General features: G+C 62.5%; 18 protein-coding genes and 1 pseudogene. 4 read left to right on the top strand and 15 right to left on the bottom strand.

The genetic code is table 11. From position 1 onward, the window contains the following. Both F3J20_RS05370 and F3J20_RS05375 read right to left on the bottom strand, forming a co-directional pair. Nucleotides 1-885 (bottom strand): amidohydrolase family protein, encoded by an 885-nt coding sequence (locus F3J20_RS05370; RefSeq protein ID WP_167282324.1) that lies wholly within the window; start codon nt 883-885, stop codon nt 1-3. Continuing rightward, nucleotides 885-1,919 (bottom strand): NAD(P)-dependent oxidoreductase, encoded by a 1,035-nt coding sequence (locus F3J20_RS05375; RefSeq protein ID WP_167282326.1) that lies wholly within the window; start codon nt 1,917-1,919, stop codon nt 885-887. The genes F3J20_RS05370 and F3J20_RS05375 overlap by 1 nt, the downstream gene beginning before the upstream one ends. A gap of 196 nt (nt 1,920-2,115) precedes the next feature. Here F3J20_RS05375 and F3J20_RS05380 point away from each other — a divergent pair, with 196 nt between their 5' ends. Continuing rightward, entirely contained in the window at nt 2,116-3,060 is a 945-nt protein-coding gene (locus F3J20_RS05380; RefSeq protein WP_167282328.1) for a 2-hydroxyacid dehydrogenase, read from the top strand. A 133-nt stretch (nt 3,061-3,193) separates the two neighbouring features. Here F3J20_RS05380 and F3J20_RS05385 read toward each other — a convergent pair whose 3' ends face one another. From F3J20_RS05385 to F3J20_RS05395, 3 genes are all read right to left on the bottom strand, one after another. Beyond that, nucleotides 3,194-4,282 (bottom strand): porin, encoded by a 1,089-nt coding sequence (locus F3J20_RS05385; RefSeq protein WP_167042392.1) that lies wholly within the window; start codon nt 4,280-4,282, stop codon nt 3,194-3,196. Between the two features lie 144 nt (nt 4,283-4,426). Next, nucleotides 4,427-5,662, bottom strand: a complete 1,236-nt coding sequence (locus tag F3J20_RS05390; protein WP_167042394.1) for an MFS transporter — start codon at nt 5,660-5,662, stop codon at nt 4,427-4,429. A 919-nt stretch (nt 5,663-6,581) separates the two neighbouring features. Continuing rightward, a complete protein-coding gene (locus tag F3J20_RS05395) occupies nt 6,582-7,220 on the bottom strand; it encodes an FCD domain-containing protein (protein WP_240162705.1) in 639 nt (212 codons plus the stop codon). On the opposite strand from F3J20_RS05395, the gene F3J20_RS32005 reads away from it, so the two are divergent. Continuing rightward, nucleotides 7,179-7,448, top strand: coding sequence for a hypothetical protein (locus F3J20_RS32005; protein WP_240158941.1), 270 nt, complete (start codon nt 7,179-7,181; stop codon nt 7,446-7,448). The genes F3J20_RS05395 and F3J20_RS32005 overlap by 42 nt on opposite strands. 327 nt (nt 7,449-7,775) lie before the next feature. Here F3J20_RS32005 and F3J20_RS05400 read toward each other — a convergent pair whose 3' ends face one another. The 6 genes from F3J20_RS05400 to argS all read right to left on the bottom strand — a co-directional run bounded on the left by F3J20_RS05400 (nt 7,776) and on the right by argS (nt 14,770). Beyond that, the gene (locus tag F3J20_RS05400; RefSeq protein WP_167282332.1) at nt 7,776-9,362 is read right to left on the bottom strand and encodes an ABC transporter substrate-binding protein; all 1,587 of its coding nucleotides are present in this window, start codon (nt 9,360-9,362) and stop codon (nt 7,776-7,778) included. A 325-nt stretch (nt 9,363-9,687) separates the two neighbouring features. Next, nucleotides 9,688-10,506 carry a helical backbone metal receptor gene (locus tag F3J20_RS05405; RefSeq protein ID WP_167282335.1) on the bottom strand — a complete coding sequence of 273 codons (819 nt, stop codon included), beginning with the start codon at nt 10,504-10,506 and terminating at the stop codon, nt 9,688-9,690. Between the two features lie 3 nt (nt 10,507-10,509). Further along, nucleotides 10,510-11,283, bottom strand: a complete 774-nt coding sequence (locus F3J20_RS05410) for an SDR family oxidoreductase (protein ID WP_167282337.1) — start codon at nt 11,281-11,283, stop codon at nt 10,510-10,512. A gap of 14 nt (nt 11,284-11,297) precedes the next feature. Continuing rightward, nucleotides 11,298-11,936, bottom strand: coding sequence for a thiol:disulfide interchange protein DsbA/DsbL (locus tag F3J20_RS05415; RefSeq protein ID WP_167282339.1), 639 nt, complete (start codon nt 11,934-11,936; stop codon nt 11,298-11,300). 167 nt (nt 11,937-12,103) lie between these two features. Then, a complete protein-coding gene (locus F3J20_RS05420) occupies nt 12,104-12,919 on the bottom strand; it encodes an SPOR domain-containing protein (RefSeq protein WP_167042406.1) in 816 nt (271 codons plus the stop codon). Between the two features lie 60 nt (nt 12,920-12,979). Further along, a complete protein-coding gene (gene argS / locus F3J20_RS05425; RefSeq protein ID WP_167042408.1) occupies nt 12,980-14,770 on the bottom strand; it encodes an arginine--tRNA ligase in 1,791 nt (596 codons plus the stop codon). A gap of 449 nt (nt 14,771-15,219) precedes the next feature. On the opposite strand from argS, the gene F3J20_RS05430 reads away from it, so the two are divergent. Continuing rightward, on the top strand, nt 15,220-15,546 hold the full coding sequence (locus F3J20_RS05430) for a DUF1840 domain-containing protein (RefSeq protein WP_167042410.1): 327 nt from the start codon (nt 15,220-15,222) through the stop codon (nt 15,544-15,546). 183 nt (nt 15,547-15,729) lie between these two features. On the opposite strand, the gene F3J20_RS05435 is transcribed toward F3J20_RS05430, so the two are convergent. The 3 genes and pseudogenes from F3J20_RS05435 to F3J20_RS05445 form a co-directional block, all read right to left on the bottom strand. Beyond that, nucleotides 15,730-15,939 carry an acid-shock protein gene (locus tag F3J20_RS05435; protein WP_167042413.1) on the bottom strand — a complete coding sequence of 70 codons (210 nt, stop codon included), beginning with the start codon at nt 15,937-15,939 and terminating at the stop codon, nt 15,730-15,732. Between the two features lie 201 nt (nt 15,940-16,140). After that, nucleotides 16,141-18,867 (bottom strand): annotated as a pseudogene (gene metH, locus F3J20_RS05440) (methionine synthase); the annotation flags it as partial. Nucleotides 18,868-18,946: 79 nt separating this feature from the next. Next, nucleotides 18,947-20,017, bottom strand: coding sequence for a homocysteine S-methyltransferase family protein (locus F3J20_RS05445; RefSeq protein WP_167042417.1), 1,071 nt, complete (start codon nt 20,015-20,017; stop codon nt 18,947-18,949). A gap of 620 nt (nt 20,018-20,637) precedes the next feature. On the opposite strand from F3J20_RS05445, the gene F3J20_RS05450 reads away from it, so the two are divergent. Next, complete coding sequence (locus F3J20_RS05450) at nt 20,638-20,865, top strand: hypothetical protein (protein ID WP_167042419.1); 228 nt, start codon at nt 20,638-20,640, stop codon at nt 20,863-20,865. A 235-nt stretch (nt 20,866-21,100) separates the two neighbouring features. Here F3J20_RS05450 and F3J20_RS05455 read toward each other — a convergent pair whose 3' ends face one another. Further along, nucleotides 21,101-21,358, bottom strand: a complete 258-nt coding sequence (locus F3J20_RS05455; protein ID WP_167042421.1) for a DUF3567 domain-containing protein — start codon at nt 21,356-21,358, stop codon at nt 21,101-21,103. Nucleotides 21,359-21,681 lie beyond the last annotated feature (323 nt).

Below are 21,681 nucleotides of genomic sequence, written 5' to 3' on the forward strand. Positions count from 1 at the left end.
TTACCGCTCCTGTGAACCGCTTGAAAAGCCATACAGCGCGATCGGGTTGTCGACCAGAACTTTTCGGATCAATGCACTGTTCGGCGCCCATTCGCCGAGAAGATCGAGCAGGCGGGCATCGTTCGGCATTGGTTTTTCGCCGACCATGGCAGCGGGATGGGGCCAATCCGTTCCCCAAACGACGCGCTCGGGAGCGGACGTCAGCCATTCGGTCACCATGCGGCCGGTATCCGCATAAGAGGGCGCACCATCGAGGCTATCGTGATAGGCGCCGGAGAGCTTCATCCACGTCTTGCCTTTGTCGACGAGCCGGCGCAATACCGCGAATACTTCGTGGGATAGGCCGGCCGGTTGAGGGACGCGGCCGAGATGGTCGATCACGACAGGCACCGGGAGAGCCGCGAGATATTTTTCGAGCTGAACGTACGCGGCGCCGAGCGTGTGTACCTGAACGTGCCAACCTAGGGGTTCGATACGGCGAGCAAGCGCTTCGAGCTGATCGATGTTGGCGCCAGCGGGCCGCGAAAGATTGAATCGAATGCCGCGAACGCCGGCGTCGTGCATTGCACGAATGTCCGCGTCGGGCGTTCGGGAATCGACAACCGCCACACCGCGAGCGTTGTCGCCGAACTGTTTCAGTGCGTCGACCAGACAGCGGTTGTCCGTGCCATAGCTGGACGGCTGCACGACGACGCTGCGGAAAATTCCGAGTCGCTTCTGCAGGATTCGATATTGAGCGACTGTTGCATCCGCGGGGCGCAAGCTCGTTTCCGGGTCGTAAGGGAAGCGATTGTCGTAGATATGATGATGACAATCGACGCTCAAAGGCGGCACTGACAGCGTGGCCGGCTCATCTCCCGCGGTCCATGTCGGAAGATGGGTCATCACGATTCCTTCTTCTGAATGGCGGCATTCGGGTTGATGCCGATCCGTTCGAGCCGGTAGGCATTTTCCAGATTGACCGAGCCGGGCGGAATCTCTCTTACGGCCAGCGCGGAGATCTGTCGAACCGTATCCATCGTTTGGTGTTCGCGCGCTTCGGCGGTCATGCCGCCAACGTGCGGCATTGCGATCACGTCCGGACGCCCGATAAAACGCGACGATGGCTTCTGGTCGGCGGCGCGACCGACGTCGAGACCTGCGCCGCGCAAATGACCCCGATCCAACGCCGCTTCGAGCGCATCTTCGTCGACGAGCTGGCCGCGAGAGAGATTGAGGAAGCTCGCCCCTTGCTTCATACGATCAAAGGCCGATGCGTTAAACAGATTCTCGGTTTGTGGCGTTGCGGCGGCTAGACATACGACGAAGTCGGAAGTGGACAGCACTTCGTCGAAACTTGCGGCCATATTGCCGAGCTTCGTCGGGTCCGCGAATGGATCGGACACTTTTACGGTCATGCCGAGTTGGCTTGCGAGCGCGGCGAGGCGAGCACCGATGACGCCGAACCCCACGATTCCGATGGTCGATGTACTGACTTGCAGACCTTTGGCAAGCGCGGGTTCTTCTCCGAGCGCATAGGCATGCCGCGCACGGGATACGCCACGCGCAAGATCGAAGATCATCGCGAGTGCCAACTCGGATACCGCCGTACCAAACCCGGCGCTGGCTCGGGTCACGAGAATGCCGCGCTCGCTTGCGGCGGGAATATCGACCGTGCTGATATCGACCGCGGCCCGGCAGAAAGCGATCAGGTCCGGCGATGCTTTGAACGTCTCCGACAAACCATGTGACGAGCGGTGAGCGAGGATGATCTGGCAGCCTTGCGCCGCTTCGGCGAGTTCTATCCCTTGAAGCACGCGGCCCGTGTCGTTCATGACGACGTCGACAACGCTTCTGAGTTTTTCAAGTCCGGCCGCGCTGTAGTAGCTCGCAAGCTCATAGTCCGTGTATGTAAGGAAAGCCTTAAGTCTGCCCGTCATGACTGATCATCCTCCAAAGTAAATGCGCTGTTCCGGTATGGCGTAGCCGCGGATCGCAACTGCTCCGGAATCCGGACTACATCGTCATTACGCAATCGATAGGTGCATACGTTCTGATTAGGTAGTATGCTAACACTGAGAGAGGAATGTGGGTACATTTAGATCGTCTTTCTTTAACCAACCAGAGGTCTTCGCTATGGCACATCGATTGCTGATTCCCCAAGGTGCATTGCTTCCGGCGCTTCAGGCGCGTCTGGAGAAAAAGTACGACGCTCGCATTCTCCCCGCGGCGGCGCAGGAGCAGGAGAGTTTCCTCAAGGCTGAAGGCGAAGGTATCGAGGCTCTCGCAACCAATCCGAAATTCGGGGCGCGCGCCCCGCTTCTGGATGCACTCCCGAATCTCAAGGTCGTGTCGAGTCTCGGAGTGGGTCTGGATGGACTGGACCTGGAATTGCTGCGCAAGCGCGATATCGCCGTCGGTTATACGCCGGAAGTACTCAACGATTGCGTGGCAGATATTGCATTCGCACTGCTGTTGGACGTCGCTCGCGGCATCACGAAAGCCGATGCGTTTGTGCGTCGTGGTGACTGGTATAAGGGCGGTTTCCCCATGACCACGCGTGTTTCGGGAAAACGCCTCGGTATCATTGGCATGGGGCGCATTGGTTCGGTGATCGCGCGCCGGGCGCTCGGCTTCGACATGGAGGTTCGCTATCACAATCGCCGCCCGGTCGAAGGAAGCCAATTTCAATACGCTTCGACACCCGTCGAACTGGCTGAGTGGGCGGACTTTCTCGTGCTGGCAAGTGCTGGCGGCGCCGCGACGAATAAGCTCGTATCGACTGACGTGCTGAATGCGCTCGGGCCGAAGGGTTATTTGATCAACGTTTCGCGTGGCTCGGTGGTCGACGAAAAGGTACTCATCGAATACCTTCGCGACGCGCGCATTGCAGGCGCGGGTCTCGACGTGTTCGAGCAGGAGCCGGGCGTGTCCGCCGAACTGGCAAGCCTCGAGAATGTCGTGCTGACTCCCCATGTGGCGAGCAATACGGTCGAGACTCGCGCCGCGATGATGCAACGCGCAGAAGACAATCTCGATGCGTTCTTCGCGGGTAAAGGCGTGGTCAGTTCCGCACTGTAAGTTGCGGTTTAGGTCTGGAAAATATGACGCAGGAACAATGGCCCAGGATTGGGCCATTTTTCTTTCTCCAGAAAAAAGCGGGTTCGAATTTTCGGATTCGAACCCGCCAACGGCACGACTGCCGAACGCTGCTTCAGAAGCGCGTGATCATACCTAGTACAAAGGACGTGACGCTACCGCCGGGTTTGGTGGGCAGTCCCGCTCCTTGTGCGCCCGCCATCGAGAATGTCGCGCTGCTGCCATTGCGGACATGTCCTGCGCCGACATAGACGCCGGTTCTTTTCGACAGGGAGTAGTCGTAGCGAATCGCGTAGGTGGTGGAGTCCCCGGAACTATCGCCGAGTCGCTTGTATTGACCGAAGTCGAGCAGGAACACGCCAGGACCAATATGGCGGATCAGCACGGACAAATCATAGAAGTTGTTATTCGGGTTCTGGAATGTCGCCGTACTGGCACCGGCCACGTTCTGACCACCGCGATGAGTCTGGAAGATGATGGAGGGTTGAATCCAGTCAAAGTCGTACATCATCGCTGCCATCACATAATTGCCCTGGATGGTCGTCGTACCCGCGGTCACGGGAGTCGTCGTGGCTGCACTTTGTTGAAGGTAGTTCAAGTCGGCGGAGAACTGGCCAAGACGATAAGCCAGACCTACGGAAACCGTTCTACCCAGCGACGCGGGAAGCGTCGGATCGCCATTCGAACCGTTGGAATAGCTGGCGCGCAACGTCAGTCCGGCAAATGTCGGCGAGTTGTACCGTATGGCATTGCTGTTTCGCGTCGTCCCGACAAAGAAGTAGTTGTTCGATGCATTGCCCCAGCCGAAGGTGGAGAGGGGACCCTGAGCAAACGTGATCAAGGTCGTAAAGAAAGGCGTGTAATTCAATCCGAACTGGATTTGACCAAAGGGTCCGTTCAAGCCGACCCACGCTTCGCGACCGAAAAGATTCCCCGAACCCGCAATGGATCCCGTGGTGGGATTGAAGCCATTTTCGAGCTTGAACAGGGCCTTGTAGCCGCCCCCGAGGTCTTCAGAACCCAACATTCCCCAAACCGATGGAGCCACATTGCTGCTATCGAGTCGGGTTGCACTGCTACCGGCGGCATTCCCCGTCTGGAGCGATACATCGGCTCGGCCATAGAGCGTGACAGAACTTTGCGACCATGCAGGAAGGCTGGCGCAGCAGGGTACCAGGCTGCAGGCCAGAATCCATTTCTTCATGACAATCTCCAAATATATTATGAGTAGTTCTACTAATGGAAAAGTGTGTTCTTGTTTAATTTATACGGGCGTTACTCTTTCCAATCGGGGAGCGAGAAGCGCGAAATCAGCTCAGTGCGTGAAGGCGTGCGCCGCCGCTTTTCGTCAGGCGGTGGCAGGCTTGTGGCGCAAGAAACAAAGAATGATCGCTCCACAAAGCGGGCCGGCTGCGAGCGTGTCGATGGCAAGGGAGAACGAGTGGGTACTTCCGTACACGGCACCGACTGCCATTGGCGCGATTACGCTGCCGAGTTGCCACACGGCATTGGTGAGGCCAGATGCGGCGCCCGCGGCCTTCGTACCGGATGCCTCGGTGAGAAGCACATAGAGCAGCGGCGTATAACCGAAGGCGGCTGCTCCGAGAATCGGCGCAACGAGGTAGAACATGGTTTCCGTCGTGCAGCGGCCAAACACGACCAGAAGCGCGGAGAAGCAGAGGAGACAGACGATGGGCAGATACTTGCCGGAACCGTGCCCGAGGAAGTCTCTGAACCAGCCGAGCAGCGGCTTCGAGATCATCGCGCCAATACCGAACGCTGCCAGGATCGCTCCCGACGTAATGGGCGAAAGGCCGTACTGCTTGGTCATCAATGCGTTCCCCCAGGCGCCGAATCCGACGGTCGCCCAGAATCCCGCGAAGCCGGCAAGGGCGACCAGGATGAGATTTCGATTCATCAGCAGTTCGCGCACTTCGCTTCGTGTGATCGACGGCGTCTTCGTTTTCGTCGGACTATCGCGAAGCATTGCGAAGCAAACGAGACCCCAGACGAAGGTCACGATACCCAGCAGATGAAACGCGCTGGACCATCCGAAGTTCTTCGTAATCGTAGGAACGGTCGCGTTGCTCACTACAACGGCAAGAGACGTTGCCGTGCCGTAGATACCCATTGCGAGGCCGCGCTCGCGGTCGAACCAACTGGCGATGATCTTCATTCCCGCGGCATAGTCCGCGCCGGCGGTCACGCCCATCACGATCTGCAGTGCAATGCCTGTCATGAGCGAATTGGCGTAACCGAAAGCAAAGGTCGATAGTCCAAGCGGCAGAAGTGCAAAAGTGAGGGTGCGTCTTGCCCCGATGGTATCCGTCAGCAAACCTCCTGCTACGTTCGCAACGACGTACCCCACATAAAACGCGGTCACGAATGCTCCCAGCATCCCGACCGAGAGCCCGAGGCTCTGGCCCACCGAGGCCGCAACGCTGCTCCACGCGACGCGGTCTACATAACTGAGCATGAACGCCATCCAGGCGGCAAACAGTATCGCCCAGCGGTATTTCGGCGGTGAATCTGTCCTTGGTTGAGCTTCAGCATCGAATCGCGCAGTGAGGTTGCCTGTTTCCATGTGTACTCCGAGACATTGGGGAATTGAACGCTTTCAAATAGCTTCTGCGGCGTGTCCTGCCAACTTCGACGAGTGGCAGTGGACATCGTGTGCGGCGGGTGAAAAATGGATGCACTTTTCATGTTGCAAGTACACTTTTTCAAAAACAACATGTCAACAGAAACTTTGAAGTGGATACATTTTTTGGAGGGCATAGGAGATCGACAGGCTAGAAAACTGATTTCTCCAGAAAAGCGATATGCATCTATTTGATATTGTTTTTAAAGGGGAAATTAATTTTTTGACATGAGGATTTTCACCGTCAGACCATCATGAATGGCCCGATTAGGTATTTTCCCGGGGATGACTTCTATAGACCGTCGCGGCTCGATTGTTCGAGTGATACACGATAAATGTATGCAGAATTCGAGGCAGGTCGGTTTTTAATGTGGGTGCAGTGTCGATGCGAAAAGTGACCGGCATGGCGTTCGCGTGTACTGATTCGAGCGGCTCGTTGAGCCTCGTCAGAGCGTAAGCCGGTCGTAATTTAGCAGGCGATGCTTCAGGGTGCTTTATGCGTAGCTGGCGAGCCTGGTGAATTGGCTACTCACCAAATCGTATGGTGCGCACCGAAGCGGACGACGTATCCAGTGGGAGTCAGCGAAACGTGAAATTGCGTGAGGGTGATCGGCATGGCGGCGAGAGACGGGCGGCGAATGCGTGACGACCAGGGTTGGGGCCCCTGGTGTTGCAGCCCTGGATGGAGACCGTATCGATGACGGTCGAACGGGAGAAATCCGCCGATGCCGCGCGGAAGATCAATACGGCTCGGCCACCGAGAGGCGTGTCCGCTACAAGCCAAAGCCAGGCTACGCCCCTTGTCGCGTTCCACAGCGCAATGCATCCGCCGTCGGCGCCGGCGGTATGCTTGCGCCTCGGCTCAGGTCCGTGTCCGCTTCCGGGCCGTAGAGCGCGCGGGCAAACCGGCACCCGCGACGAACGACGCGCTTGTCGAATCCGCGGCTGCCGTACCGGCCTGAAGCGTCAACTTCAAGGCCTGGCGAATCGCGCGTGGTTCATAGCTGGGATCGATACTGGCGATGACCCCCAAAGCATTCCGCGCGAGCTGGCGGCTTGCCGCATGAACGGCCTGGTCGGCGGAACCCTCTTCGAAGGCGATCACCACGTCGCGGTGCTCCTCTTCCGACGCCAGCCAGGACTGCGGCGCCGAGCGCATATGCAAACGCCGCGCTCGCTCCGAACGCGACCAGCAATTGTCGATCGAATCCTTGATGATCGGTCCCGCATGCATGACGAGCATCCGGTGGAAGTCGATATGCAGATGCTCCCACTCGTCCTGCGTGCCATCGTGCAGAGGCGAGCGATCGTTCATCTGATCGAGATGCGCTGTCAATGCCGAAATCTCGTCGGCGGACATCAGCGGCACGGTGAGCGCTATACCCAGCGACTGCATGAGAATCCAGGTCGCGTAGACCGAATCGACTTCCTGCGACGTGACCTTGGTAACCCGAGTCCGATGCTGGAACTGCGCATCGACGAGATTCTCGGCCTGAAGCATCCGCAATGCTTCGCGAACCGGCGTGCGGCTTACGCCATACCGCCTGGCAATATGGACCTGATTCAGAATGTCGCCGGGAGCGAGTTCGCCGCTCAGGATGTCGCGTCTGACACGCCGGTAGACATCGTGCAGATCACCTTCCGTCGGGAGCTTTTGCTTGGCCGTTTCGCCATGGATCGGCTCGGGCTCCAATACCAGGGGAGGTGTTTTTTCGGCCCTCAACGCTGAATTTGCGCGCGCTTTGCTCACGTGTACACAGTCCGATTGGTTTGGCATGCCTGGCTGGATGCCCGGTACGCGGCGACACTGTACGTCCCGACAAGATGAGGATGGGTTGCCTGCGTCTCCTGTGCGCCTCTTCGCCGACGGTATCGACGACAGCCGCCTGATCGATTATAACGCCCGCCGATACCGCCGAAACGGCGGCAGGGACAGATCCGGTGCGGCACATGCCGGCGGGGTCGGAGCGTCCCGCATCAAGCCGAAACGCGGCAATAAAAAAGCCGGCCCATGAAGGCCGGCTTCCCCGTTGCCGCTTTCAGCCGCGCGACGAAATCACTGCACCGCCACGGCCCCGAAATTCTGCCGCCCGAATGGACTCACGCGATAACCGCTCACGTTCGTCCGCGTGATCGCCGCGGCAGTCGGATAGCCAAGCGGAATCCACAGCGCTTCGTCGTGGATGATCTGCTGCGCGGCTTCATACGCTTTCGTGCGCTTCGCGATATCGGACGTGGCCTTGCCGTCGGCGATCAGCTTGTCGAGATCCTGATCGCAGAAGCGCGCGAAGTTGATGCCCGACTTCACCGCGTTGCAGCTAAAGAGCGGCGACAGATAGTTGTCCGGGTCGCCGTTGTCGCCCGCCCAGCCCATGAACAGCGAATCGTGCTGCCCTTGCTTGGCCTGCTTGATGAGCTCGCCCCATTCGATCACCTTCACGTCCGCTTTCACGCCGATCTTCGCGAAGTCGGCCTGCAACAGTTCGGCGCCGGCCTTCGGATTCGGGTTCAGCACACTGCCGTTCGGCCGCACCCAGATCGTCGTTTCGAAGCCGTTCGGATAGCCCGCATCGGCGAGCAGCTTCTTCGCTCTCGCCGGATCGTACGGCCAGCCCTTGATCGAGTGGTTGTAGCTCCACGTGTTCGGCGGATACGGATTCACGGCCGGCGTCGCGGTGTTGTCGAACACGGTCTTCAGATACGTCGTGCGGTCGAACGCCATGTTCAGCGCGGCGCGCACCTTCTGGTTGTCGAGCGGCTTCTTCTGCGTGTTCAGCGCGACGAAGGCCGTCATGAACGCGGGCGTTTCGACGATCGCGAGCGATTTGTCCTGCTTCGCCTCGGCGAGATCCTGCGGCTTCGGCGACAGCGCGATCTGGCATTCGCCCGCCTTCACCTTTTGCGCGCGCACGGTCGCATCGGGCGTGATCGCGTAGATCAGGCGGTCGATCTTCGGCTTCGGCCCCCAGTAGGTCGGGTTCACGTCGTAGCGGATCACCGCGTCTTTCGTGTAGCTCTTCAGCACGAACGGGCCCGTGCCGATCGGCTTCGCGTTCAGGTCGACTTCCTTGCCGGCCTTGTGCAGCTGGTCCGCGTATTCGGCCGAATAGATCGACGCGAAGCCCATTGTCAGGATCGAGATGAAGGTCGCATCGGGCGCGTTGAGTTCGAACTTGACGGTGTTGTCGTCCACCTTGCTGATCGACTTGATGAGCTTCGGCAGGCCCATCGACTGCGCATGCGGAAAGCCGCTCGCGCCTGCGACCTTGTGCCACGGGTTGTTGTCGTCGAGCATGCGGTCGAACGTGAAGACCACGTCGTCGGCGTTCAGCGCGCGCGTGGGCTTGAAGTAGTCGGTGGTCTGGAACTGCACGTTCGGGCGCAGATGGAACGTGTAGGTAAGGCCGTCGGGACTCACTTCCCATTTATCTGCGAGCGCGGGGACGACCTTCTTCGCGGCTTCGTCGAACGAGACCAGCGAGTTGAAGATCACGTCGGCCGAGGCATTGGTCGTGACGAGCGAGTTGAACTGCACGACGTCGAAGCCGTCGGGGCTCGATTCGGTGCAGACGGTCAGCGGTTTGGCGAGCACGAGCGCGGGCGCCGTGAGCAGTAGGGCGGCTGCGAGCAGTTTAAAGCGCATAGGATCTCCGATGACGAGCGCAGTCAGGCAGTGCGTCTGGTTGTGTTTATGCGGTGACGCGGGATGGGCGCGGGCGTCGCCACGATTGTGATACGTTCCCGGCGCTGCCCTCAAGTGCCTCGGACCGGGCGATTCCGGGCTCTGGGGCTCCGAAGCCTTGCCTTGCTGGCGGCGCGCCTTCGCGAAAGCTTATCGAAGGGGCCGGATGGCGACAACAACTTAATCCACATATTCATATGGGGCCGGGGGCTGGCGCGGTGTGCCTGAACGTGCCGCACGTACCGCGACGCGTGGGGCCAAGCTCAGGCAGGCAATCCGCCAACGCTCAAGCCGCCGCCGCATGGCGCAGCAGATAGCCGATGCCGTCGATCGCGCGCACGCCGTACCACGATGTCATCTCGCCGTCGATCAGCTCGATGCGCTTGCCGGCGAGGCGCGGATCGCGCGCGAGCGCATCGCGATGCGCGGACGTGAAGCGATACGGCTCGCTCGATAGCAGCACGCGGTCGACCTCGCCGAGCCACGGCGCGTCGTCGAAATCGAGCGCCGGATAACGCGCCGCGCCCGCGCTGCCGCCTCGCACGTCGGGCAGCGTGTGCCAGTTCACGAGCCGCAGCGTCGCGGCGATGTAGGTGTCGCGCGCGACGGTCATCCACGGTTCGCGCCAGATCAGGTACAGCACGTTTTGCGCGGCGAAGCTGCCCGCGGCGGCTTCCCGTAGACGCGCTTCGAGCGCGCCGGCAAGGTGCCGCGCTTCTTCTTCGCGCCTGAAGATCGCGCCAAGCAGGGCGTAGAGCGCGAGGTTGTCGCGCGGTGTTTGCGGATGGGTGACGACGATGTGCGGCACGAACGCGCGCAATTGCTCGACGGTGTCGCGCTCGTTTTCGTCGATATTGACGATCAGGTGGGTCGGGCGCAGCGCGCGGATCGCGTCGAGCTTGACGGTCTTGGTGCCGCCGACTTTCGGCACCGCGCGCACCTTGTCGCGCGGATGCACGCAAAAGCCGGTGCGCCCGACGATCTGCTGCTCGAGGCCGAGCGCGAACAGCGTTTCGGTGAGGCTCGGCACGAGCGAGACGATGCGCGCAGCGGCGCCCGCTGGAGTGTGCGCGACGCCGGTTGCATCGACCGCACGGGTTGGCATGGTCTACTCGGCGGCGGCGCGCGGCTTGCGCGGCGCGCGTTCGAACACGCGGTCGTAGAGCCAGCGCGGCAGCACGTGCAGCAGCATCGCCACCACGCGCATCTGCCACGGAAACACCGCGAACGAGGTTTGCCGCTCGACCGCCTGCGCGACTTTCGCCGCGAAACGGTCCGCGTTCATCAGAAACGGCATCGAGTACGGGTTGTGCTCGGTCATCGGCGTGCGGATGTAGCCGGGCGCGATCGTGACGACGCCGACGCCCTGCGGTCGCATTTCGACGCGCAACGCTTCGAGATACTTCAGCGCCGCCGACTTCGACGCGCTATACGCGCCCGAACCCGGCAAGCCGCGCACGCCCGCGACGCTGGCAATACCGACCAGCGTGCCGTGCCGCGCGGCTGCCATCGCGGCCGCGAACGGCTCGAACGTGGCGACCATGCCGAAGTAGTTGATGTCCATCACTTCGCGGAACGTGCGCAGATCGCCGTGACCGGTCAGCGCGCCGCGGCTGATGCCGGCGTTGGCGATCACGACATCGGGCTGGCCGTGTTGCGCGATGAACTGCGCGGCCGCTTCGGCGAGCGCTTCCGCGTCGCGCACGTCGACGGGATAGATCGAGACGGTGTTGTGGGGATGGGACTGCCGGAAGGCGGCGAGCGCGTCGCCGCGGCGGGCGACGAGGCCGAGAATCGCGCCGCGCCGGGCATAGTCGCCGGCGAGCGCGAGGCCGATACCGCTCGAAGCGCCGGTAATGAAAACCTTCAGCGGTGAAGTCATTCCGGCGCCCGTGATTACATCTTCTTCGCGCGGATTTGCGAGACGAGATAGTCGAGCACCTGGGTCGTGCCCGGCAGGCTGTTGGTCGCGGCCGGACCGGTTTCATACTTGCCCTGCACCGCGAGCGTCGGCACGCCGTCGATCTTGTAGTCGTCGAGCAGCTTCTTGTCCTTCTGCAGCGCGCTTTGCGTCGAGAACGAGTTGTACGCGTCCATGTACTTCTTCGGATCGACGCCGAGCTTCGAGAGGAATTTGACCTGGTCTTCCGGCGTCAGCAGATAGTCCTTGTTGACGTGGATTTCGTTGAAGACCTTCGGCGTCAGTTCGTTGGCGAGACCGAGCGCGTCGAGCGCGTGGAACATCTTCGAATGCGGGATGAAGTCGTCGCGGAAGGCGACCGGCACGCGGCGGAACACGACGTCCGGACCCTGCTTCTTGACCCATGCTTCGAGGAACGGGTTGAATTCATTGCAGTGCGGGCAGCCGTACCAGAAGAACTCGGTGACTTCGATCTTGCCGGCCGGCACGTCGGTCGGCTGCGGCGAGGCCAGCACTGTGTAGTCCTTGCCGGCGACCGGCGCGGCCGGCGACGCGTGCGCCGTGGCGGCGACGAGTCCCAGCGAGAGAAACAGAATGCTCAGCAGTTTTTTCATTTGAGTTGACCCAGGTAGGCGGTAGAGCGGTGACGCTGCGCAAATGCCCGTCACCGTTATGCGGATTCGGCGTGGCCGCTATCTTATGCGACGCGGCCATCGTGCTTGTGACACGCGCCGCGCGCCGATAGTTCGGCGGCGGCGCGTGGGCCGGCGTTACGGTGTGTTCATTGCTTGGTGAAGCGGATCACCGCGGTATCGACACCGGCGTCCGACAGACGCTGGCGGCTCGAATTCATGTCCTCGAACTTCGCGAACGGCCCGATGCGCACACGGTAGTAGGTCACCCCGCCCGCGTCGCGCTGCGTCACCTTCGACTCGAAGCCCTGGAACGCGAGGCGTGCGCGCTGCTGTTCGGCGTCGGCGGCGGTCTTGTACGCGCCCACCTGCAGGAAGTAGCCGGTGTTCGCGTCACCCGGGGCCGGCGCGGCGGTCGAACCCGCCTTGGTGTTCGCGGTGCTCGTGGTGTTCGCGCTCTTCGGCGCGGAGCCTGCCGCCGTCGCGGCCGGCGTGCCCGCTGCCTGCGGTTTTTTCACGGGCGCCGGTGCGGCGATCTCGCCGCCGCCGTTGTCCTGCGCGGGCTTCGGCGCGACCGCGGTGCCGTTCGCATTGCCGGCCGACGGCGGCACTTCGACGATCTGCGGCTCTTCGAGCATGCCCGACTGGGTCTGCGCATTGGTCTGACCCGGCGCGGTGTTGGGCGGCGCCGGTTGCGCGGCCTGCGGCACCGGCTGGCCCGGCGTCTTGCCTTGCAGCGGACGGTTCGGGTCGTATTGCGCCTGGCTCGCGCCGTTGTCGGTCGCGGCCGGCGGCGCGACCTTCGAGACGAACGGGGTCGGCGCACGGGTGATATACAGCGCCACCACGACCGCGATCGCCAGGCCGACGATCAGGCCCAGCACGATACCGAGAAACGTGCCCCCGGTTTGCTTCGACTGCTTTGTTGTGCGGCGTGGTTTTGCCATCGTACGAATCACCTGCAAAAAGAATCCAGGAACGGCCGTCGATTATAACGACGGCCGCATACATGTTGCGCCGGGGAGTTACATCTTGACGGGGACGGAGACACCGATCGTCGCGAGACCGTTGGCGAGCACCTGGCGCGTGGCCGCGAGCAGCGCGACGCGTGCGTTGCGTTCGGCCGCATCGTCGACCAGCACGCGCTCGGCCCGGTCATTGTAGAACGAGTGGAATTCTCCGGCGAGGTCGCGCAGGTAGAACGCGACCGCGTGCGGCGCGAGTTCGTCGGCGGCGTGTTGCAGCATGTCCGGGAACTCGGCGAGCTTGTTGAGCAGCGCCATCGCGCGTTCGCTCGCGAGCGGCGCGAGGTCGACGCTCGCGAGCGCGCTCTCGTCGAGGCCGTAGCGCGCGTTGCACTCGGCGATCACCGAGCAGATGCGCGCATGCGCGTACTGCACGTAGTGGACCGGGTTCTCGTCGTTCTGCTTCAGCGCGAGGTCGATGTCGAACACGAATTCGGTGTCGGCCTTGCGCGAGATCAGGAAGAAGCGCACCGCGTCGCGGCCGCGGCGAATCGTTTCCTCGTCGATCAGATCGACAGCCGCTTCCGAGCCCGGCGTCGCGCCGCCCGACCATTCGATCAGGTCGCGCACCGTCACGTAGCTGCCCGCGCGCTTGGAGATTTTCACCTCTTCGCCGTTGCGCATGACCGTGACCATCTTGTGCAGGATGTAGTCGGGGTAACCCTTCGGAATGCCGATGCCGAGACCCTGCAGGCCCGCGCGCACCCGTGCGATCGTGCCGTGGTGGTCCGAGCCCTGCACGTTGATGACCTTCGTGAAGCCGCGTTCCCACTTCGCGACGTGATAGGCGACGTCCGGCACGAAGTACGTGTAGGTGCCGTCGGTCTTGCGCATCACGCGGTCCTTGTCGTCGCCGTCGTCGGTGGTGCGCAGCCACAGCGCGCCTTCCTGCTCGTAGGTCTTGCCCGCGGCGATCAGCGCGTCGACCGTTTTCTCGACGCGGCCTTCGGTGTACAGCGACGATTCCAGGTAGTACTGGTCGAACTTCACGCCGAATGCCTGCAGGTCCATGTCCTGCTCGCGGCGCAGATACGTCACTGCGAAGCGGCGGATCGCCTCGAGGTCTTCGACGTCGCCCGCGCCGGTGACGGGTGCGCCGTCGCTCGCCTCGACCGTGACGCCGTTCAGGTAATCCTTCGCGATGTCGGCGATGTACTCGCCGTTGTAGGCCGACGCGGGCCAGCCGGCGTCGCCGGGGGCGAGGCCGCGCGCGCGCGCCTGGGTCGACAGCGCGAGCGTGTGGATCTGCACGCCGGCGTCGTTGTAGTAGAACTCGCGATGCACGTCCCAGCCCTGCGAGGTCAGCACGTTGGCGAGCGCGTCGCCGAGCGCGGCCTGGCGGCCGTGGCCGACGTGCAGCGGGCCGGTCGGGTTGGCCGACACGAACTCGATCAGCACGTGCTTGCCGGCGTCGCGCCGCGAGCGGCCGTAGGCGTCCTGCTCGGCGAACACAGCGGCGATCACGCCCTGTTTGGCCTGGGCCGTGAGACGCAGGTTGATGAAGCCGGGGCCCGCCACTTCGGCGGTCTCGACGAGGCCCCTGGCTTGCGGGTGCGCAAGCAGCGCGTCGACGATCTGTTGCGCGAGCTGGCGCGGATTGGCGCGCAGCGGCTTGGCGAGCTGCATCGCCACGTTGCACGCGACGTCGCCGTGCGCGGCGACTTTCGGGCGCTCCAGCGCGATGGCGGGCGGGACGAACGTGGCTTCGGTCGCGCCTTGCGTGGCAGTCGCGACCTGGTTCACCGTCTCGGCGAGCAGGGTTTCGAGTGTGTGTTTATGTGCGGGCAGCATGCGTGTTGCGAGTCCAGTGAGGCAATCCGGTAAGGCGGAAGAGGCGCCGGCCGCGGCCGGTGTCGGCCGCATGGAAGGCGCGGCGGCAAGTGACGCGGCGCTCATGTCGACCGCCGGCGGCGGCTTGACCCGTGGCGTAACCGCGGGGGGTATCCGCGATGCGGTGGGTCACGCGCGGCGGCTCGCCGTCGAGTTGTCGAGCGTGGCACGGGCGTTGCGGCTCGTCGCCTGGCCACCCCGGCCACGCGCTTGCGCAGGCTCGTCGCGCTTCGTTGCACGCGGCGCCGGGCGGCGCGCTTTTCCGTTCAGACGGATTTTAGCAGGTGCTAATATGTTCAATGAGATGCCTGTCACGGGCCGAGGCCGCCGCGCCCGCACGGCGAGCCCACGTGAGGCGCGTGTTGGTGCCGCTCGCGCGTCAACTCCATATAACGACAAAGGGAACAGTTATGTTGATTACTTTCAAATGCCACGCCAGCCCTGACGTGATGATGCTCGAAAATCTCGCCCAGTATCTCGTCGGCATTGTCGGCAAACGCCTTGGGGAGCGGGGCGTCATCACTCACGAGGAGCTGGGTAGCGCGATCGAGAAGCTTGAAGCGGCGATCACGTTCGACAAGCAGGAGCGCGCCGAGCACGATGGCCATTTCCACGAGCACGAGGACGGCCACGAGCATCACGAGATTCCGCCGGGACTCGCGCAGCGCGCGTATCCGTTCCTCGACATGCTGCGCGCGGCGCAAAAAGAAGACGCGGACATCGTTTGGGGGCTTTGATTCGAGCTGCCAGGTGAACAGGGCGGCGGTGGCTGCTGCGAATGGCGCGGCGGCGTAGTTTCCGGCCGCGGCTGAACGCCGGCACAGATTGCCGCCCGCAACAAAAAGAGCCCGCTCGATGCGGGCTCTTTGCCATTCCCCGGTTCCGAAGCGGGGCTGCCTGCTGTTTGCCGCTGCGGCCGCCTACTGGCTCGCGGACTCAGCCGGTGCGGCTGCCGATGCCGCCGCGCCTTTCTTCTTCTTGCTCTTCTTCGGCTTCTTCACGTGTTTCTCTGTAGGCGGCGAGTACGAACTGACCGCGCTCGAGCCACCCGGCGCGGCCGGCTGCGCGAGCGCCACGGAAGCGCCCGCGGCCAGCGAAACGGCAGTCAATAACAGCGTCAGCTTCTTCATGCGATTTTCTCCGTTGACGGTTGCAATCTGGATGAGCCGGCGCGTTTTGGCCGCGCCTGACAGGGTGAAAGCCGACTCAGTCTACAAAGCCGAAAATTCGGCGGGCGGAAATATTCAGCCTTTCGGGGCCGATATAGTGGGGGCGCCGCACCGGGTCATGCGGCGGCCTGCCCGGTGCCCGGTCATGCCATGCGCCGCCGCTTACAGCAGCGGCGCCAACGCGCGTTCGGCGTCCGTTTTCGACAGCGCCATGCGCTGCGCGTAGTCCTCGAGCTGATCCGCGCCGATCTTGCCGACCGAGAAATAGGTGCTGTCCGGATGCGCGAGATAGAAGCCCGACACACTCGCGGCCGGCAGCATCGCCAGCGATTCGGTCACGCTCATGCCGATCTCGTCCGCTTGCAGCACCTCGAACATGTCGCGCTTCACCAGATGGTCGGGGCAGGCCGGATAGCCCGGCGCCGGGCGGATGCCGCGATACTTTTCGGCGATCAGTTCGTCGTTCGAGAGGTTCTCGCTGTTCGCATAGCCCCACAGGTCGCGCCGCACGCGCGCATGCATCGCTTCGGCGAACGCTTCGGCGAGGCGGTCCGCGAGGGCCTTCAGCATGATCGCGCTGTAGTCGTCGAGGTCCTTCTCGAACTGCTTTTCCTTCACGTCGACGCCAAGCCCCGCCGTGACCGCGAACATGCCGATGTAATCGGCCACGCCCGAGTCCTTCGGCGCGATGAAGTCGGCGAGCGAGCGGTTCGGCCGCATGACGCCATCGACCACGGGCCGCACGCTCTGCTGGCGCAGATTGCGCCATGTCAGCGCGACTTCGCTGCGCGATTCGTCCGTGTAGATTTCGATGTCGTCGTCGTTGACCGTGTTGGCCGGCAGCAGCATGATGACGCCGCTCGCCTGCAGCCAGCGGCCCTGAATCAGGCGCGCGAGCATCGACTTGCCGTCCGAGAACACGCGCCGCGCCGATTCGCCGACGATCTCGTCGTTGAGAATCGCCGGATATGGGCCGGCGAGGTCCCAGGTCTGGAAGAACGGACCCCAGTCGATATAGTTCGCGAGCTCGTTCAGATCGAAGTTCTTGAACACGCGGCGGCCGATGAATTTCGGCTTCACCGGCTGATAGCTCGCCCAGTCGATCCTGGTCTTATTGGCGCGCGCTTCGGCGAGCGTGACCATCGGCTGCGCTTTCTTGTTGGCGTGCTGGTCGCGGATGCGGGTGTAATCGGCGTTCAGTTCGTCGATGTACTTCGTGGCGCCCTCGTCGGACAGCAGGCTGGAGGCGACCGACACCGAACGCGACGCGTCCGGCACGTAGACCACCGGCCCTTCGTAGTGCGGCGCGATCTTCACCGCGGTATGCACGCGCGAGGTCGTCGCGCCGCCGATCAGCAGCGGAATCTTCTTCACGCGGAAGTAGTCGTCGCGCTGCATTTCCGAGGCGACGTAGGCCATCTCTTCGAGGCTCGGCGTGATGAGGCCGGACAGCCCGACGATATCCGCGCCCTCAACCTTCGCCTTCGCGAGGATCTCGTTGCACGGGACCATCACGCCCATGTTGACGACTTCGAAGTTGTTGCACTGGAGCACGACCGAGACGATGTTCTTGCCGATGTCGTGCACGTCGCCCTTCACCGTTGCTATGACGATCTTGCCCTTCGCGCGCACGTCGCCGCCGGCCGCCGCGAGCTGACGCTTTTCTTCCTCGATGAACGGGATCAGATGCGCGACCGCCTGCTTCATCACGCGCGCCGACTTCACGACCTGCGGCAGGAACATCTTGCCCTGGCCGAACAGGTCGCCGACGATGTTCATGCCGTCCATCAGCGGGCCTTCGATCACGTTGATCGGACGGCCGCCCGCCGCGGCGATCTTCGCGCGCACTTCCTCGGTGTCTTCCACGATGAACGTGGTGATGCCGCTCACGAGCGCATGCGCGAGGCGCTTTTCGACCGGCTGGTTGCGCCACTCGAGGTTCTCTTCCTTCTTCGCGGCGCCGGTCTTGAACTTGTCGGCGATTTCGAGCAGGCGGTCGGTGCCGTCTTCACGGCGATTCAGCACCACGTCTTCGACGCGCTCGCGCAACTCGGGATCGAGTTCGGCATACACGCCGAGCTGGCCCGCGTTGACGATGCCCATGTCCATCCCCGCCTGGATCGCGTGATAGAGGAACACGGTGTGAATCGCCTCGCGCACCGGGTCGTTGCCGCGGAACGAGAACGACACGTTCGACACGCCGCCGCTCACCTTCGCGTACGGCAGGTTCTGCTTGATCCAGCGGGTTCCCTCGATGAAGTCGACCGCGTAGTTGTTGTGCTCCTCGATGCCGGTCGCGACCGCGAAGATGTTCGGATCGAAGATGATGTCTTCGGGCGGAAAGCCGACCTCGTTGACCAGAATCTCGTACGAGCGCTGGCAGATTTCCTTCTTGCGCGCGAACGTGTCGGCCTGGCCTTGTTCGTCGAAGGCCATCACGACGCTGGCCGCGCCGTAGCGGCGAATCAGCTTCGCGTGATGAACGAACTGCTCCTTGCCTTCCTTCAGCGAGATCGAGTTGACGATCGCCTTGCCTTGCACGCACTTGAGGCCCGCCTCGATCACATCCCACTTCGACGAGTCGATCATGATCGGCACGCGCGCGATGTCCGGCTCCGAGGCGATCAGATTCATGAAGCGCACCATCGCCGCTTTCGAATCGAGCATCGCCTCGTCCATGTTGACGTCGATCACCTGCGCGCCGTTTTCGACCTGCTGGCGCGCGACCGCGAGTGCTTCGTCGAACTGGTTGTTCAGGATCATTCGCGCGAACGCCTTCGAGCCGGTCACGTTGGTGCGTTCGCCGACGTTGATGAAGAGCGTCCCGGACGTGACGTTGAACGGCTCGAGGCCGGCAAGGCGCATGGTGTGATCGGTCATGGCGTGGGTGCGGGTCGGGTGCGTGCGGTACCTGGATTAAAGGGCGAGCGGAGCGTCGTGCCTGTGCGCGGTGCGTGGCGGCCGGGGTTCAGGCCGCGTCGCGGTACTGGTTCGGCCACTTGCGCGGCTTCAGTTCGGAGAGCGCCTTCGCGATGGCCGCGATGTGCTCGGGCGTCGTGCCGCAGCAGCCGCCCGCGATGTTCACGAGGCCCGCTTCGGCGAATTCCTTGAGCAGGCCCGAGGTATCGGCGGGCAGTTCGTCGAAGCCAGTGTCGCTCATCGGGTTCGGCAGGCCCGCGTTCGGATAGCACGACACGTAGGTGTCGCAGAGCTTCGCGAGTTCGGCGACGTACGGGCGCATCAGCGCCGCGCCGAGCGCGCAGTTCAGGCCGAACGTGAGCGGCTTCGCGTGACGCAGCGAGTTCCAGAACGCCTCGACGGTCTGCCCCGACAGAATGCGGCCCGAGGCGTCGGTGACGGTGCCCGAGATCATGATCGGCAGACGCTCGCCGGTGTCCTCGAACAGTTCGTCGAGCGCGAACAGCGCGGCCTTGGCGTTGAGCGTGTCGAAGATCGTTTCGACGAGGAACAGGTCTGCGCCGCCGTCGAGCAGCGCTTTCGCCTGCTCGTAGTAGGCCGTGCGCAGTTCGTCGAAGGTCACGTTGCGCGCGCCCGGATCGTTGACGTCGGGCGAAATGCTCGCGGTCTTCGGCGTCGGTCCGATCGCGCCGGCGACGAAGCGCGGCTTGTCGGGCGTCGAGTATTTGTCGCACGCGGCGCGCGCGAGCTTCGCCGATTCAAGGTTCATCTCGACGGCAAGCGACTCCATGCCGTAGTCGGCTTGCGCGACCGTGGTCGCGCCGAACGTGTTGGTCTCGATGATGTCGGCGCCTGCCGCCAGGTACTGCTCGTGAATCTCGCTAATGATTTGCGGCTGCGTGATCGACAGCAGTTCGTTGTTGCCCTTGATGTCGCGCTCGTAGTCCTTGAAGCGCTCGCCGCGATAGCGGGCTTCGTCGAGCTTGTAGCGCTGGATCATCGTGCCCATCGCGCCGTCGAGGATCAGGATGCGCGAATTCAGCAGCGCGGGCAGCGCCGTGCCGCGCGTGTAGGCGGACTCAGAACGGACTGGCGTGACGGTTTGGGCAGGCTGGTTCATGGCGGACGGGGGCTTGCGCCGGCGTTGGCGGGAAACCCGTCATTGTAGCCGTTGACGGGCGGATGCGTCTGGCGCGGGCGCTGGGCGCGCGTTATGTGGCGGGGGAGACGTCGCGCAGGTGTGAGGTGCGGGTGGCGGTCGTTAATTGAACGGCAAGGATGGTGAGTGCCGCTGACGCATCGGCCATGCGTTTGATGTGCGGCCATTATTGAGATTCGCTAATTCTCGTCGATGCTATAAAGGCCGCCTTACAACATTTCGTTTGAGGGGTTCCACGTTGCATGCCTACGGAACGGTGGGGGCGATGAAGGGACGTCTTCGGCGCATGATATGCGCGCTAGCGTATATCGCCTCGTCGCTTGTCGGAGGCTGGTTTCTTGGAGCGTTTATCTCCCATACCTCGCTATGGATTCCAGTGTGGCTATGGCATGCGATGCGCGCTGCCGTTTGGGCAAGCGGCATTGTCGCAATGTACGACGAAGACGACGTTGAAACGCTTTGTCTCTTGGCGCTAACGATTGCGTGTTGGGTCGTCGTCGCGCTCGTATTGGGCGCCGCATGGTTTGCGGTTACCCGTTGCATTCGAAAGCGGCGAGCGTAATTCTTTTCTTCCCAATCAAATGAGCACTATTTTGCGTATCGTCTTTGGCGCCGCTTCAGGTGCAGGTGCGATGACGGTCATCGTGTGGGGCGGCCTGTATTTATATGGCGTCCTGGCACTTCACGGTGTTGGAAGTCTGTTCGACACGAACCCCGAGGCAGCCAATATCTTCTTCTGCGCGTGGTTCGTTCTTACGGCTGTCGCAGCGATCGCTGGCGGCTATATAAGCCGGGCTCCAAAAAAATGACGCGACGTGCGAGCCGCGACATCGCGCAACAGGGTGTTGGCGGTTGAATGGTTGCTGGTCGATCCGGGCTGCCTTGGACGTAGCGAGTCTGAGGCAGTGTCGGTGGAGTGCGGGCCGACACCGTCCAGTCCAATGCAGGTTCGCTCTACGCGAACGCGGAAATTCATACCAAAAGACGATGGCGATACCCAAGGCCGGATCACCTTGGATTCGTGAAGAACCTCGGTGAAGAAGCTTAGTGAAGCACCACGGGCTGATGCATGAGGCTGTCGAATTGCCCGAGGAATTCATCGACCTCGTCGAGCGACGGCTCGCCTGCGATCAGTTGCTGGACATGTTCGCGAAAACGCGCCGCCAGTGCACCGTCGATATAGATTTCGCGCTGCATGTTCTTGTCGACGATCTCGTAGCCGCCCGACTTCATGGCCAGCAGGCCTTCCTGCGGCGGAAACTCGACGACGCAATAGTTGGGGCTGTTGTAGATCATTTGCATGGCGACACTCCTTATTTCCGTTGGGCTTCCGCCCTTTCTGCACCATAGGTGGAGCATGTGTGATGGAATTCAAGGGGTGGGTCCGGATTGACGCTCGTGCGACGCGGGTAAAAATTCCGAACCTAACGGTTAGACCGGCCTCTCCAGAAACGATTCAAGTCATGCGGAAAATCGATGGGATCGCCCGATGGACGCGGGATGCGCGGCATCGGGCAGCTTGTGAAGCGGGCGCCTTCGAGCGCGTCCGCTGTCGCCTGTGTGACAGCAGGCGGCGTGCCCGTATCTGCCTGGATCGTGGCGACACGCCATCGTCAGTGTAGGGC

The organism is Paraburkholderia sp. Cy-641 (genome assembly GCF_011752945.1).
GTDB lineage: Bacteria > Pseudomonadota > Gammaproteobacteria > Burkholderiales > Burkholderiaceae > Paraburkholderia.

Coding starts and splice junctions, on each gene's coding strand:
- F3J20_RS05370 (WP_167282324.1), bottom strand. CDS start 885: ATGACCCATCTTCCGACATGGACCGCGGGAGATGAGCCGGCCACGCTG.
- F3J20_RS05375 (WP_167282326.1), bottom strand. CDS start 1,919: ATGACGGGCAGACTTAAGGCTTTCCTTACATACACGGACTATGAGCTT.
- F3J20_RS05380 (WP_167282328.1), top strand. CDS start 2,116: ATGGCACATCGATTGCTGATTCCCCAAGGTGCATTGCTTCCGGCGCTT.
- F3J20_RS05385 (WP_167042392.1), bottom strand. CDS start 4,282: ATGAAGAAATGGATTCTGGCCTGCAGCCTGGTACCCTGCTGCGCCAGC.
- F3J20_RS05390 (WP_167042394.1), bottom strand. CDS start 5,662: ATGGAAACAGGCAACCTCACTGCGCGATTCGATGCTGAAGCTCAACCA.
- F3J20_RS32005 (WP_240158941.1), top strand. CDS start 7,179: ATGCTGGAACTGCGCATCGACGAGATTCTCGGCCTGAAGCATCCGCAA.
- F3J20_RS05395 (WP_240162705.1), bottom strand. CDS start 7,220: ATGCTTCAGGCCGAGAATCTCGTCGATGCGCAGTTCCAGCATCGGACT.
- F3J20_RS05400 (WP_167282332.1), bottom strand. CDS start 9,362: ATGCGCTTTAAACTGCTCGCAGCCGCCCTACTGCTCACGGCGCCCGCG.
- F3J20_RS05405 (WP_167282335.1), bottom strand. CDS start 10,506: ATGCCAACCCGTGCGGTCGATGCAACCGGCGTCGCGCACACTCCAGCG.
- F3J20_RS05410 (WP_167282337.1), bottom strand. CDS start 11,283: ATGACTTCACCGCTGAAGGTTTTCATTACCGGCGCTTCGAGCGGTATC.
- F3J20_RS05415 (WP_167282339.1), bottom strand. CDS start 11,936: ATGAAAAAACTGCTGAGCATTCTGTTTCTCTCGCTGGGACTCGTCGCC.
- argS (WP_167042408.1), bottom strand. CDS start 14,770: ATGCTGCCCGCACATAAACACACACTCGAAACCCTGCTCGCCGAGACG.
- F3J20_RS05430 (WP_167042410.1), top strand. CDS start 15,220: ATGTTGATTACTTTCAAATGCCACGCCAGCCCTGACGTGATGATGCTC.
- F3J20_RS05435 (WP_167042413.1), bottom strand. CDS start 15,939: ATGAAGAAGCTGACGCTGTTATTGACTGCCGTTTCGCTGGCCGCGGGC.
- F3J20_RS05445 (WP_167042417.1), bottom strand. CDS start 20,017: ATGAACCAGCCTGCCCAAACCGTCACGCCAGTCCGTTCTGAGTCCGCC.
- F3J20_RS05450 (WP_167042419.1), top strand. CDS start 20,638: ATGAGCACTATTTTGCGTATCGTCTTTGGCGCCGCTTCAGGTGCAGGT.
- F3J20_RS05455 (WP_167042421.1), bottom strand. CDS start 21,358: ATGCAAATGATCTACAACAGCCCCAACTATTGCGTCGTCGAGTTTCCG.